This is a genomic window from Dyadobacter koreensis, from assembly GCF_900108855.1.
Taxonomy (GTDB): domain Bacteria; phylum Bacteroidota; class Bacteroidia; order Cytophagales; family Spirosomataceae; genus Dyadobacter; species Dyadobacter koreensis.
The window spans coordinates 295,457-308,817 of the sequence record NZ_FNXY01000003.1 but is presented as its reverse complement, the minus strand read 5'-3'; the positions used below and the strand labels follow the sequence as shown (position 1 = coordinate 308,817).

11 protein-coding genes are annotated in these 13,361 nt (G+C 40.0%); 7 read left to right on the top strand and 4 right to left on the bottom strand.

Annotation, left to right across the window (positions count from 1 at the left end; all coding sequences use genetic code 11):
* Positions 1 to 2,310, top strand: a complete 2,310-nt coding sequence (locus BMY70_RS10005) for an ATP-binding protein (protein WP_090335039.1) — start codon at positions 1 to 3, stop codon at positions 2,308 to 2,310.
* Positions 2,311 to 2,362: 52 nt separating this feature from the next.
* On the opposite strand, the gene BMY70_RS10000 is transcribed toward BMY70_RS10005, so the two are convergent.
* The 3 genes from BMY70_RS10000 to BMY70_RS09990 are packed head-to-tail and all read right to left on the bottom strand — an operon-like array spanning position 2,363 to position 4,423.
* Positions 2,363 to 3,085, bottom strand: a complete 723-nt coding sequence (locus BMY70_RS10000; RefSeq protein WP_090335038.1) for a LytR/AlgR family response regulator transcription factor — start codon at positions 3,083 to 3,085, stop codon at positions 2,363 to 2,365.
* Entirely contained in the window at positions 3,051 to 3,821 is a 771-nt protein-coding gene (locus BMY70_RS09995) for a sensor histidine kinase (protein WP_090335037.1), read from the bottom strand. Before BMY70_RS09995 ends, BMY70_RS10000 begins: the two co-directional genes overlap by 35 nt.
* 14 nt (positions 3,822 to 3,835) lie before the next feature.
* On the bottom strand, positions 3,836 to 4,423 hold the full coding sequence (locus tag BMY70_RS09990; protein WP_090335036.1) for an outer membrane beta-barrel protein: 588 nt from the start codon (positions 4,421 to 4,423) through the stop codon (positions 3,836 to 3,838).
* Between the two features lie 168 nt (positions 4,424 to 4,591).
* Here BMY70_RS09990 and BMY70_RS09985 point away from each other — a divergent pair, with 168 nt between their 5' ends.
* The gene (locus BMY70_RS09985; protein ID WP_090335035.1) at positions 4,592 to 4,924 is read left to right on the top strand and encodes a MerR family transcriptional regulator; all 333 of its coding nucleotides are present in this window, start codon (positions 4,592 to 4,594) and stop codon (positions 4,922 to 4,924) included.
* Between the two features lie 18 nt (positions 4,925 to 4,942).
* Entirely contained in the window at positions 4,943 to 6,172 is a 1,230-nt protein-coding gene (locus BMY70_RS09980; protein WP_090335034.1) for a M20/M25/M40 family metallo-hydrolase, read from the top strand.
* Between the two features lie 114 nt (positions 6,173 to 6,286).
* On the opposite strand, the gene BMY70_RS09975 is transcribed toward BMY70_RS09980, so the two are convergent.
* Positions 6,287 to 6,799, bottom strand: coding sequence for a metallophosphoesterase family protein (locus BMY70_RS09975; RefSeq protein WP_090335033.1), 513 nt, complete (start codon positions 6,797 to 6,799; stop codon positions 6,287 to 6,289).
* A gap of 413 nt (positions 6,800 to 7,212) precedes the next feature.
* Between BMY70_RS09975 and BMY70_RS09970 the strand changes: the two genes are divergently transcribed.
* From BMY70_RS09970 to BMY70_RS09955, 4 genes are all read left to right on the top strand, one after another.
* The gene (locus BMY70_RS09970) at positions 7,213 to 9,939 is read left to right on the top strand and encodes an outer membrane beta-barrel family protein (RefSeq protein ID WP_090335032.1); all 2,727 of its coding nucleotides are present in this window, start codon (positions 7,213 to 7,215) and stop codon (positions 9,937 to 9,939) included.
* A gap of 45 nt (positions 9,940 to 9,984) precedes the next feature.
* A complete protein-coding gene (locus BMY70_RS09965; RefSeq protein ID WP_229209558.1) occupies positions 9,985 to 10,719 on the top strand; it encodes a GLPGLI family protein in 735 nt (244 codons plus the stop codon).
* A gap of 311 nt (positions 10,720 to 11,030) precedes the next feature.
* On the top strand, positions 11,031 to 11,918 hold the full coding sequence (locus tag BMY70_RS09960; RefSeq protein ID WP_090335030.1) for an OmpA family protein: 888 nt from the start codon (positions 11,031 to 11,033) through the stop codon (positions 11,916 to 11,918).
* A 180-nt stretch (positions 11,919 to 12,098) separates the two neighbouring features.
* On the top strand, positions 12,099 to 13,331 hold the full coding sequence (locus BMY70_RS09955; protein WP_229209557.1) for a serine hydrolase domain-containing protein: 1,233 nt from the start codon (positions 12,099 to 12,101) through the stop codon (positions 13,329 to 13,331).
* The last annotated feature ends 30 nt before the right edge of the window (positions 13,332 to 13,361 follow it).

The following is a 13,361-nucleotide window of genomic DNA, read 5'->3' as shown; positions in this document are numbered from 1 at the left end:
ATGAATATTACCGATATCGTTAACAGGGATATTGTAAATCTGACCAACTGCGAAAGCGAGCCGATTCATATTCCAGGAAGTATACAGCCACATGGATTTTTATTGGGGCTGAAAGCTGATGATCATTTGATTGATTTTTGCAGTGCCAATGCTGAGAAGTTTTTAGAGCTCTCTCCTGAAAAATTATTAGGGAAATCTCTGACCGAAATCTTTTCCGAAATACAATACGACAATTTCGTAACCTATCTGAGTGAGGACAAATCGAATCAGGCAAGGCCCTTTGTTTTTACTTTTGAAAATATTCCCTACAATACGTCTGTCAATATTAGCGGCGTTAATATTATTCTGGAACTCGAACCATTTCCCGACGGAACGCTCGACCTTCCAAATCTTTATAATCAAACAAGAAATTTTGTTTCGCTGATGGAGCAACACAGCTCCCTCTTGGAATTATGCAATGATATCGCCGTCGAAACGCGAAGAATTACTGGCTATGACCGTGTGATGATCTATCGTTTCGATGAGGAATATAATGGCGAAGTTGTTGCCGAAAACAAACGCGAGGACCTGGTTTCCTTTGCCCGGCAAAAATATCCGCATACTGATATTCCCGCTCAGGCAAGAGAGCTGTATTTGCGAAGCCCGTTACGGATGATCGCCGATGTATATTATGAACCTGTGCCTCTTCTGACCTTAAATGAAAGCGGCAATAAAAGTAATAAGTCGCTGGACCTGAGTTTGTCTGGTTTGCGAAGCGTTTCGCCAATCCATATCGAATATTTGAAAAATATGGGCGTTGGTGCTACGTTGACAATATCACTTTTACAAAACAATAAACTCTGGGGTCTGATTGCCTGCCATCATTATTCTCCCAAAATTTTACCGCATTATACCAGGTTGGCAGCATTGCTGCAGGGACATTTTCTTACCTCTCAAATCTCGGTTAGAGAAGTGGCTGAGGAATTTCAAATTGCGCAGGCTTCAGATAAAGCGCTTTTGGAGTCACTGACTCTGCTCCATGAAAACGAAAACTTTATTGGAGAAAAACATACTTCAAAGTCGTTATTGAGTCTTGCAAACGCGCATGGTTTTGTGATTTATACACAAGGGAAATTCTATAAGAATGGGTTAGTGCCCTCGGACGGAGAATTGACCCCATTGATGAGAGCATTATCTGAAAAATATCCAAATACGGGATTCCATACGGAGCAGCTGATAGAGGATTTTCCAGAATATGAGCGGCTTTCAAAATATGCTGCTGGAGTTATTTACCATTCGCTTGCTGCCGGCACGCCGGACGGGGTTTTATGGATGCGTGCTGAACGTCCCGAAACGATTAATTGGGCTGGGAATCCACATAAGGCAGTTGTCCATAAAGACGGCAAGGATGGCTTAGCACGTCTCTCTCCAAGAAAATCCTTCGAATTATGGCTTGAAGAAGTAAAGAATAAAAGTGCAAAATGGAGAAAAGCGGAGCTCAATTCTTCGGCAAGTTTCACCTACGCGCTTCAAAAACATATCAATCTGCATTACGTCAGGGCACAGGAAAATAAGAACAGGATCCTAAATGAAGAATTAAAAGCGGCTAATAAGGAGCTTGCGAACCTAAACTGGATCAGTACACACGATTTAAAAGAGCCGCTTCGAAAAATCCAGATTTTTGCATCCAAGGTGCTTGACAGAGAGAATCCTGATTTGTCAACTCAGGTGAAAGATTCAGTAGAACGGATGCGGTTTGCAGCTGAAAAAATGCAGCTATTGATTGAAGATATTCTGACCTATTCCAAAACCGGCAATATGGAAAAGGTTTTTGAAGAAACCGATCTTAACGAGCTGTTGAAAAAAGTGCTTGCTGAATTGTGCGATAACGTCGATGAAAAGAACGCGTTGATCGCTGCTTCACCGCTGCCGGCTCTGAAAGTTATTCCATTCCAGATTCATCAGCTTTTTGTAAATCTGATCACCAACGCGCTGAAATTTTCGAAACACGATGTTGCTCCAATGATTACCATTGGCGTGGATGTTGTCCGGGAAGATCAGGTTCCGAGTGATAAGGCCCATAAGTTTGAGTCCTATTATTCGATCTCGTTTGTCGATAACGGCATTGGATTCGAGAAAGAATATGAGCAAAGGATTTTTGATGTTTTTCAGAGGTTACATCCTGCCCACAAGTATCCGGGAACAGGTATTGGTCTGGCTATCTGTAAAAAAATCATGGAAAATCATGCAGGGTATATCGTTGCAGATTCTGAGTTAGGACAGGGTTCCAGATTTACATTGTTTTTCCCGATTACTGATGATAATTTTTGAGTATAAAAAAAGTTGCATGCTCGGTGGGACGGCGACCAGGCCTGTAACTTTTTTATCCTGAAACTTTATCCAAAAAATCTTTTCGAAAGTTTTCACCGAGTGAAAGGACCAGTTCTTTGTCAGAATTTTCGGGAAGAATGGTCGTTTTAATTTCCTGGTGCGTGAAAAATTTTACAGCTCTCAATGCGATAATATCCTTTTTACTTACCCTGCAAAAACCGTCGGAAGGAAGCAGAGACAAAAGCTGTTCGAAAGAAATATTCTTTAGCGTGATTTCGTGGCCGGTATCGAGATAGGCAAGTTTGTCCCGTTTATCTTTTTCGGCGGAAGTGATTAAAAGTAATTGATCAAAAGCAACGAGAGCCTTCCCTTTATTGGTATTCAGCTGCATAAATTGTTTTTCAATTTTTTCTTTCTCGATCAGTCTGGCGGCTTTGAAAATTGCCTTTTCCAGGCGCTCTTTTTGAATCGGTTTCCGGATATAATCAACTGCGTCAAGGTCAAAAGCCTCGGCTGCAAACTCTTTGTAGGCCGTGATGAAGATCACCTGTTTTCCTTTTAATAATTGAGCTAATTCCAGTCCGCTAAGTCCCGGCATTTCAATATCGGTAATACACAGATCAAATTCCAGATCTGCGCTGGCCTGTAAAAGTTTCAGCGGATCGTTGAATGCCTTGACTACTTCAAGTTCAGGAATTTGTTCGCAAAGCATACGCAGATACGTCAATCCCGGTAATTCATCATCCAGCAGCAGGCATTTGAGCTTTGTGTTCAAGCAGATTAATTTTCAGATGAGCAATGTACACATCATTTTCAACGGTGTGTTCCAGTGTATAGTTCGATCGGTAGACCAAATCAAGCCTTTTCCGCAGATTCTCTTTTCCAAAACCGCTTTTTTCCTTTTTTAGTATAGGTTTTGCGCTGATTTTATTGGAAACAATGAGAGAAAAAGTCGTTTCGTTCAGGTCAAAAACAATCGAAATGAAGGCGTCCGGATTTTGAATGTCTGCATGTTTAAAGGCATTTTCGATTAAATCGATTGTAATCAGCGGAGCGATCACTTTTGCATTAACGAACTGATTATTAGAGTCAACCTTGTTTTTTATTCTTAGATCGAATAACGGACTGACTTTTAACCGGTTGATTTCGATCAGATTTAATGCAAAATCAGTTTCTTCTTTTAAAGAAACATACTCGCAATCACTTTCGTAGAGAATATAATCCAGCACATTCGAAAGCTTATCCAGTGCGTAATAACTTTGATAAGCGTGCGATTGAATAGAGTTCAGTACATTTTTAAACAAATGAGGATTGAGTTTTGACTTGATCGTTTCAAGTTCAAAATTTTCTTTCCTTGCATCTGTATCACGGAGTTTGTGTTCAAAAAAAAGTTTTTGATTGGTTTCCGATTTTAGTCTGACAACAAGAAAAGTTATCAGCAAAAAGCTGACGATCAACGCCAGGATCAATAAATAGAGCAGAAGGCCAGATATCGTGACAGTACTTTCCATTCTGCAAATTAAGTTCAAAAACGGTATCCAACACCAAACCGGATGCCCGCTTCTATAAGTCGCTCCTGATATTTTGCTTTTTCAATAGCAATGATCGCATGTTGCTGCAGGAATGGGTTGATCGAAATCATGATATGTTTGAACTCATATTTTCCACCGATTCCAACACCGAGACCAACACCTGATTGTCTGTCGACGGTGTCAGTTTTTCTTTTGTTAATTTGAAAGTCTGCGATCACACCTCCGTTTACAAAAAGATATTTGGCGAAAGTATAACGGGCATAAAGCGGAACTGATACGAACTCAACATTTTCTTTTCGAGCCGTCATATCGATATCAGGATGATAAGCAGGTTTTATCGAAAATTTAAAACGGGAATATTCCAGACCTGTTTCCAGTGACATTTTTCCATCTGTCGAGCGGATATAACGTAAACCGATAACATTTCCACCCTTTCCGTCTTGGCTCCCGCCTCCTTCCAGGCTTTTTCCAACCAACACCTGGCTGCTGATTCCGTAATTGACAATCAGGTGGTTGGCGGGTTGACTATAAGAATTAACAACCGAAATAAGAATAAATAAAATAACGTAGTGATTTTTCATGTTCGAAGATATCGGTAATTTTAGGGAGTTACATGGAAACTTTTGAAGTTACATAGGGCTTTTTAATTAATTGGTAAGTTGGCTAAGTTTAATAATTTTCAACTTATTGTTTAGAATAATTATAATTAACAAAAATAGGTTAGTACATTTGTTAAGACCAGGATTGATATGGAACCCAACACAAAACTTTATTACGACACCAATGAAGTTGCCGCCATGGTAGGATGCGAAGCTTCTGCCTTACGTTTCTGGGAAAAAAAATTTCCGCAGCTGGCTCCCAAAAGAGATTCCCGAAATCGGCGTAGGTATACCGAACGCGATATTGAAGTGATTCGTAAGATCATGCATCAAAAGGAGAAGCAGGGAAGGACAATCAAAGGTGCAAGAGAGCAGCTTCGCAGAAAGGAGGAGTCGCAATTAATGATTTACAGACTTACCAGAGTGAGACAATTTCTGGCCGAATTCCGGGAAGCTTTGTCGATTCCGGAAAAACCGCTTTAATGATTATAATTAAATAAAATGAAAAAAATACTTCTCTCAATTGCGCTGTTTGCGGCAGCTGATAGTTTGGTACATGCTCAGAAAATCACAGCTTCTGACGTGAAAAAACATATTGATCTTCTTGCTTCTGATGAGTTTGAAGGAAGGGGGACGGCCACTTTGGGAGAGATCAAAGCAGCGAATTATATTGCAGGATTATTCAAAAAATCGGGTCTGAAACCGGCAGGAACCGAGGGGACTTATTTTCAGCCTTTTCAGCTGACAGCAGGAGTGGACGGCGTTTCTCACAAAATGACAGCGAGAAATGTAGTTGGATTTTTGGATAACGGGGCTGAAAAAACGATTGTAATTGGTGGGCATTATGATCACTTGGGGAAGGGCTATCAGAGCGGATCTCTATCACCTGATAGTAAAAATTATATCCATAACGGTGCAGATGATAATGCGTCCGGAACTGCCGGGGTGATTGAACTGGCGAGATATTTCTCATCCAATCCAGCCAAAGAAAAACATAACTTTTTATTTATTGCCTTCTCGGGGGAAGAACTCGGGCTTTTGGGCTCGAAACATTTCACTGAATCGCCAACGATTCCGCTTACTTCTGTTTCGGCCATGATCAACATGGATATGATCGGTAGATTGAACGATGAAAAAGGATTGATCATCTCGGGTTGGGGGACCAGCCCTGCATGGGGAAGAATAATTCCGGATCTGGCCAGAAAGCAAGGCTTGAAGTATACGATTGATTCGTCAGGTGTTGGTGCTTCAGATCACACGTCTTTTTATCTGAAAAATATTCCGGTGTTACAGTTCTTCACAGGCGTGCACAGCGATTATCACAAAATCAGCGATGATGCACAAAAGATTAACGCAGAAGGGGAGGTGAAGATTCTGAAACTGATTTCTGATATGGTTGAAAAATTGGATAGTGAGCAAACTGAGCCAGCTTTTTCGACAGCGGGCAATCCTCACCAGGGATCAACAACTTCTAATTTCAAGGTAACTTTGGGCGTTATGCCTGATTATAGTTTTTCTGGAAAAGGTTTGAAAATTGATGCGGTTTCAAAGGCACGTCCAGCTGAAATAGCCGGAATTTTGGCGGGTGACGTCATTATAAAACTGGCTGGAAAAACGATCAATACGATTTACGATTACATGGAAGTGCTTGGGGAATATGAAAAAGGTCAGCAGGTGGAAGCAGAGTTTTTGCGCGGTACCGAAAAAAAGGTAGCTAAGGTGACTTTTTAGCGTTGAAATTTTAAGCCTGTCGTCGGCGTTCCTTAGCTAACCAAAGAGGCCGGGTTTTATAAAATCCGGCCTCTTTTTAGTCTAATCCTTCACCAGTGATCCGGAGATTGTCAGTTACACCTCGATAGCCCCGCGTTTCCCTAGCTCGATCACTTCCATTTGAGTAATCAATCCTTCGTGTAAATTGAAGCGTAAAAGCGTTCTGATCTTGTGAAAACCTTCACGGCCAGCCGCGCCTGGATTAATATAAAGCATATTTTTTAAATCCTTATCCCGAATTACGCGCAGGATATGTGAATGTCCGCAAATAAAAATATCAGGTGTATCTTCTCGTAAAGTCGGCATAACCATTGGATTATAACGAGGTGGAGCCCCGCCGATGTGAGTCATCCAGACACGAAATCCTTCCAGCTCGAAAAACAGATTTTCATGACTACGCAGCTGCACCGCTTTGTCGTCAATATTTCCAAAAACAATACGCGTAGGTTTGAAGGCCTCTAATTGTTCAATTATTGCTACTGAGCCAATATCGCCCGCGTGCCAAACTTCATCACAGTTGGCAAAATATTCAAATATGCGGGGATCAAGATATCCATGTGTGTCAGAAAGCAATCCTATACTTTTCATTTATTGTGTTTGAACATTCGGTGTAATCTGGTGTCTTTATTGCAATAATTGGACTATCCCAATTTTAATTTTAAATATAAATTTCCTTTTTATCTTAAAGTCACGCAAATTAAGTAATTATTATTTTAATAATTTTAATGTCACCCTTTGTTGCAAAAGTGTACATTTGTTAAATTATCTTTCATAATAAAAGTTAAAATATTATTGAATGGTTACAAAAATTGATAAAAACTAAGTATTTAGTTGTATATGATGCCTTGATTTTATATTATTGTGCAATGCAATTGTTATAAAAATTCCCTCTTACGTATTCACCTTAATTTAATTTATTAGCCTTGAAAAAAATCCTACTTCTACTCTTTAGTAGTCTCATTTGTCTTGCCTCGTATGGGCAAAACACGGGACGTTTTACCATGAAAGGAATCGTCGCAGACACTGCCGGCGCCGGCCTTCCCGAAGCTACTGTTATGCTGCTGCTTCCTAAGGATTCTTCGCTCGTCAATTTTGGCCGAACAGCCAAAGACGGGTCTTTTGAATTCAAAAATCTTCGAAGGATTTCTTACCTTTTAAAAGTGTCTTACGTTGGCTATTTGCCTTATCAACAAAATGTTACGCCGAATGATGGCGATGTTACGAACGTGGGTAAGCTGGATATGAAATTTCTGAATCAGGATCTTTATGAAGTCGTAATCAAAACGGCTCGGGCACCATTGAGTATTCGTGGAGATACGGTCGAATATGACCCGCGGGCTTTTAAAGTGCCACCCGGATCAACGGTTGAGGATCTGATCCGTAAGTTACCCGGGATGCAGGTAGATGCTGATGGCAACATAAAAGCACAAGGCGAAGAGGTCAAACGTGTGACGGTCGACGGTAAGCGTTTTTTTGGGGATGATCCCAAGATGGCTACCAAAAACCTTCCCGCCGAAGCAATTAATAAAGTTCAGGTTTTTAATGGAAAGACAGAGCAATCGAAAGTGACCGGTGTTGACGACGGGAAACGTGAAAAAACAGTCAATCTGGAATTGAAAGACAGTCATAAAAAAGGTGGTTTTGGAAAAGCGGTGGCAGGAGTCGGGACAGATTCCAGGGTAGAAGGAAAGGTAAGTTACAACCGCTTTGATGACAAACAGCAATTCGCAGTGCTCGGTTTTGGAAACAATACCAATCAATCAGGAATTGCACGAAATGATTATCAGGATTTTAAAGGAAGCCAGTCTTTTAATTGGGGCGATGACGGCGATTTCGGATTTTCCGGCGGTATAAGGTATTTTGGGGGCGAGGGAGACGGGATCACGATCTCACCAAGTTACGGCAGCGGTTCGCCTGGATTTACGAAAAACTGGGCGGGAGGAGCTAACTATAATTATGATACTAAAAAGACGAAAGTAAGCAGCAGCTATTTCTATAATTCAACGGATGCCATTACAGATGTGATGTCCAGCAGGGATAACTTTTTAAATAACAGTACTTTTAAATCGACTGATAAGAATATAACCAAAGCCTTCAGTGGAAATCACAGACCAAGTTTTCGACTGGAAAAAGTACTCGATTCTCTAAATACGATCATCCTGATCAGTAATTCCAGGATCAACAATGGCGATAGCGACTACGATAGTTTCCAGCAATATTTCAGAGGCGGTGATACTTTATCGAATCGGTCGACGATCGATAACAGTAGTTTATATAATTCCTTCGCGATGTCGAACCTGCTTTTGTACCGGCATAAGTTTAAGAAAAAAGGAAGAAATTTCGCTGCCAGTGTCGGATATAATATCAATAATTCGGATGGGAGCTCACACCTGAATTCTATTAATGAGTTTTTCCTGGACCCTTCCAAAAACAGTTCAATCAATCAGCAAAACGAAACAGAGAGCAAGCGTAACCAGTTTAAAGGAAGTTTGTCCTTTATCGAGCCTTTCGCTAAAAAGTTTTACTGGGAAACATTTTACAATTTCAGTTTACGGAAAGACGAGGTTGACAGAAATGTTTTTGATGTAAAGGACAATGACCTTCTGGGTAATGACTTTCTCACGCGATATTATACCAACGATTTTACTTACAATCGCCTAGGTTCGAGTGTGCGTTATTCAAATAAAGGCCTTAACATTTCTCTCGGTCTTGCTGCGCAGCAGTTTGACTTGAAGGGGAAATTTGGAAAAGACCAGACTTCCACGAATTTCTCATACGTAGACAGGTCCTTTTTTAAAGTTACCCCAAATGTGACATTGAATTATGATTTAAAACAGAACCGGTATCTGTTCATGGAGTATGGACTAAGTGTTCAGGAGCCGACAATTGCCGATCTTCAGCCCGTAGTGGACAACAGCAATCCTTTAAATATTGTGGAAGGAAATCCTGATCTTATCCCGCAGTCGAACCATCACGTTTTTGCAGGATATAATATGTTTAACCCGGCGAGTTTTACGAATTTATATGTCAATGTAAATTATAGTTACAATGTAGACCAGATTGTTTACAACAAAACAATTGACGAAAATCTGATCACCACAACGAAACCGATGAACATTTCGGGCGGAAAAAATTATGGAACCTACGTATATCTTGGCTTTCCGTTGAAAAAGACAAAGGTATCAATGAATGTGAATGCTGGAATTAATTTCAGGGATAACCCGATTTACATAAATAACGTAATCAACAAAACGAAAACAGATGCGTACAATTTTGGTGCGCGTCTTGACATTACGCCAAGTGATTTTTTTACCTTGTATACCAATGCAAACTGGAATATCGCTGATACACGTTATTCTATTAATACGAACCAGAACCAGAAAGTTATCAACTCGACTTATGGGGCGGATATGAATATAAAAATGCCGAAAGAGATATACTTTAACGCGCGTTTTAATTATAATAGTTATGTCAACAACCAGTTTGGTTTCGATCAGAAACAGCCAATCCTAAATCTTTCAGTTTATAAAATTGTGCTGAAAAATAAGCGTGGAGAGGTTCGTTTAACAGCTAATGATGTGTTTAAAAAGAACCTCGGGATTTCTCAGTCGGCTACTTCCAATTATTATATGGAAACGAGGACGAGGACTTTATCACGTTATTTTATGCTGAGTTTTACCTACAATATGAGGGGAATGTCAGCATCGGTAAAGCGTAGTAACTATTAATGCAAATATCGGGTACAGTTCCTTGAACTTTTCAAATATAATCCAATGAAACTACTTGTAATAATGTTTTTTTTGTCCGTTTCAGTAGCCTTTGCTCAGAAAATGGAAGGGGAGATAATCTATGAAAAAGTGACATCCTGGCCAAAACTTTATGGTACACTGACCTACATGAGCAATGAAGAAAGGGACAGGATCAAACAAACCTGGGGCGACGATGAATCGAAACAGGAAATGAGACTTCTGTTCAGCGGAGATAAAAGTTTTTATACCACTTCAAAACATCTGGACAATGACGCAGGGTGGTCTTGGAATGACAAGGAATACAAGATTTATCGTGATATGGAAACAGAAAAACGGACCGATATTATTGAAATGCTGGGCAAAATTTATATTGTCGAGGACTCCGTCCGTGCGCCTAAATGGAAGATAATGAACAAGATTAAAGAAATCGGTGGTTATATGTGTATGATGGCGGTCACGGAGGACACTGTTAAAAAACAAAGAATAACTGCATGGTTTGCAGACAATATTCCACTTGGCGTCGGACCGGATCTTTATGGAGGATTGCCGGGGATGATCCTGGAACTTGATATTAACGACGGAATCGTAGTAACGACCGCCAAAAAGATCGAAATGAAGCCCATCACCGAAGATATTAATGTGCCGAAAAAAATGAAAGGCAGGAAGATCAATGAGCAACAGTATAATACATTGGTGACCAATCATGTCAAGGATAGTTTCAAGGCCCGGCGCGCATTTTTCTGGGCCATGCCATATTAACAAATCTATCAGCTGTTAAGATTTATTAACAAAAGAAAAAAAGATCATTGAGACAGAATTAAATCTTTGTTTTTGTACCTTTGCGGTCTGAAAGTGAAGTTAACAGATTGCTAGACTAAGCATTATCTCTTCAAAAACAGGGGGTAATGCTTATTTTTTATGAGACTGAATGGCCCATTTCCGGTATTGTAAGTAATAATTGTACACTTTGGAAATGGAAAAATAAGGAAGCGTGGCACGGTTTTCTTCATCAGTTCTCTATAAACTATGTCGAACTTTAAATTGTATTATTTTTATAACCCTGAATAACTATGAAAAAAACGCTCTTAGCTGTTGCTATGCTGTTTGTACTTGGCTCATGTGCAAGCAAAAAGAAAATGACTGCCGCTGTTAACAAAGCAAATGAAATTCAAATTCAGCTTGATAAAGCAAGAGCTGATCTAAACGATTGTGACAGTAGAACTGCAAGTTTGAACAATGATATTAAGCTTAAAAATGACGAGCTTACTACTAAAAATAACAAACTTAAAGAATTAGAAGACCAGGTTGAGTTTTTGAAGAAAAACAACAACAGCCTTCTTGACCGTATGTCTGATCTTTCTGTGATCAGCAAGGAAGGTTCTGAAAGTATTAAGAAATCACTTGAAATGATGAACGTACAGGGTGGCCAGATCCGCGACCTCAATGCGAGCATTCAACGTAAAGATTCTTTAAACATGGCACTTGTCTTGAACCTGAAACGTTCTTTGGCAGATGTTAGCGATGAAGATGTTCAGATCGAAGTAAAAAAGGGTGTGGTTTACGTATCATTATCTGACAAAATGCTTTTCAGATCAGGAAGTTCTGTAATCAACAGCCAGGCTGAAACGGTGTTGGCGAAAGTTGCTAAAATCCTGAATGACTACAAAGAAATCGAAATTCTTATCGAAGGTCACACCGATAATGTACCTATTGCTACTGATAAAGTGGCTGATAACTGGGATTTGAGCGTTTTGCGTGCGACGTCTGTTGCTCGTACACTTCAAAAGAAATACGGTGTTGAGCCGGTTCGTTTGATCGCTGGCGGCCGTGGAGAATATCTTCCTAAGGTTGCGAATGATTCTCCTGCAAATCGCAGCCTGAACCGTCGTACTGAAATTATCATCACGCCTAAATTGGATCAGTTCTTTAATCTGTATACTCCAAACGCAGGTAAATAAAAATAAACGATCTAATATAATGAGGCCCGTCGGATTTTCTGACGGGCTTTTTTTATCTTGAATTTGAAAAATTTGTACTACTTTGCTAATCTTTTAAACACAAAACTGTCGTCGCTTATGGCCTTGATTTTATCTTTCACAAAGCGGAATATTGTTAGATTTTTATGTCTTCTAATTTTTTTGCCCACACAATCGCTTCATGCTCAGGTACTCGTTGAAGCCAAGCCGGAAAGTGTAGGGATCAGTAGTGAAAGGTTAAAAAGAGTGGATAATGTTTTACAGGAATATATTGATAAGCAGGAAGTTGCCGGCGCTGTCGCATTGCTTGTAAAAAACGGAAAAATCGTTTACCACAAAGGATTTGGGCAAGACGACGTGAATGCGAAAACGCCGCTGAAACAGGACGCGATATTCAGGATTGCTTCGCAAACAAAAGCGATTACTAGCACAGCGGTAATGATCTTGTTTGAAGAAGGCAAATTTCTATTGGATGATCCGATTTCAAAATATATTCCTTCGTTTCAAAATCCGAAAATTCTGAGCAAATTCAATCGTGCGGATTCTACTTACACGACAAAACCAGCGAAGCGTGAAATTACAATTCGTGATCTGCTGACCCATACATCCGGAATTAGTTACGCGCTTATTGGTTCGAAAGAAGCGACAGCAATTTATGCAAAAAATGATATTCCAAGCGGTATCGGAACCCCCGATTACGTTCTTGCCGATGTTATTAAGCGACTTGGGAAAATGCCTTTGGTTCATGAGCCGGGCGAGCGTTTTACATATGGCTTAAATTCGGACGTGCTTGGATATCTGGTAGAAGTGGTTTCTGGGAAATCACTTAGTGACTTTTTTAAAGAGCGGATTTTTGAGCCTCTTGGTATGAAAGATACGTATTTTTATCTGCCTGAAAACAAGAAGAACCGACTGGCAAGATTATACACGCAGGACGATAATGGAAAGATGATTTTTGCCGAAAACCGCCCTGATTTCAATAATGATTTTCCGAAAGAGAATGGAAAATTCTATCCTGGAGGGGCAGGTCTTTCATCAACAGCATACGACTATGCGATCTTTTTACAAATGTTGTTAAACGGCGGAGAATACGACGGAAAACGTATACTGAGTCCTGCTGTGGTAAGTCTAATGATTAGAAATCAGATAGGAGATTTGAATCAGGGGAAAAACAAATTTGGGCTGGGTTTCTCGATTGCGTCCGCAAAAGAGGCTGCAAGAATACCAATTCCTGAAAATACATTTGAATGGGGCGGTATTTTTGGTACAACTTATTGGGCTGATCCAAAAAATAAAATTATCGGGCTATTAATGACCCAGAAATTTCCAAACAGTAGCTGGGGAGAGATGCAGGATAAGTTTAAAGTTCTTGTTTATCAGTCGGTTATGGAATAATTCTGCTGAGGTTAAGTATCATAGATAAAA

Bases quoted from the DNA above. Each gene is read 5' to 3' on its own strand.
- BMY70_RS09980 (WP_090335034.1), top strand. From the start codon at position 4,943: ATGAAAAAAATACTTCTCTCAATTGCGCTGTTTGCGGCAGCTGATAGT.
- BMY70_RS09990 (WP_090335036.1), bottom strand. From the start codon at position 4,423: ATGAAAAATCACTACGTTATTTTATTTATTCTTATTTCGGTTGTTAAT.
- BMY70_RS10005 (WP_090335039.1), top strand. From the start codon at position 1: ATGAATATTACCGATATCGTTAACAGGGATATTGTAAATCTGACCAAC.
- BMY70_RS09985 (WP_090335035.1), top strand. From the start codon at position 4,592: ATGGAACCCAACACAAAACTTTATTACGACACCAATGAAGTTGCCGCC.
- BMY70_RS09965 (WP_229209558.1), top strand. From the start codon at position 9,985: ATGAAACTACTTGTAATAATGTTTTTTTTGTCCGTTTCAGTAGCCTTT.
- BMY70_RS09960 (WP_090335030.1), top strand. From the start codon at position 11,031: ATGAAAAAAACGCTCTTAGCTGTTGCTATGCTGTTTGTACTTGGCTCA.
- BMY70_RS09970 (WP_090335032.1), top strand. From the start codon at position 7,213: ATGAAAGGAATCGTCGCAGACACTGCCGGCGCCGGCCTTCCCGAAGCT.
- BMY70_RS09975 (WP_090335033.1), bottom strand. From the start codon at position 6,799: ATGAAAAGTATAGGATTGCTTTCTGACACACATGGATATCTTGATCCC.
- BMY70_RS09995 (WP_090335037.1), bottom strand. From the start codon at position 3,821: ATGGAAAGTACTGTCACGATATCTGGCCTTCTGCTCTATTTATTGATC.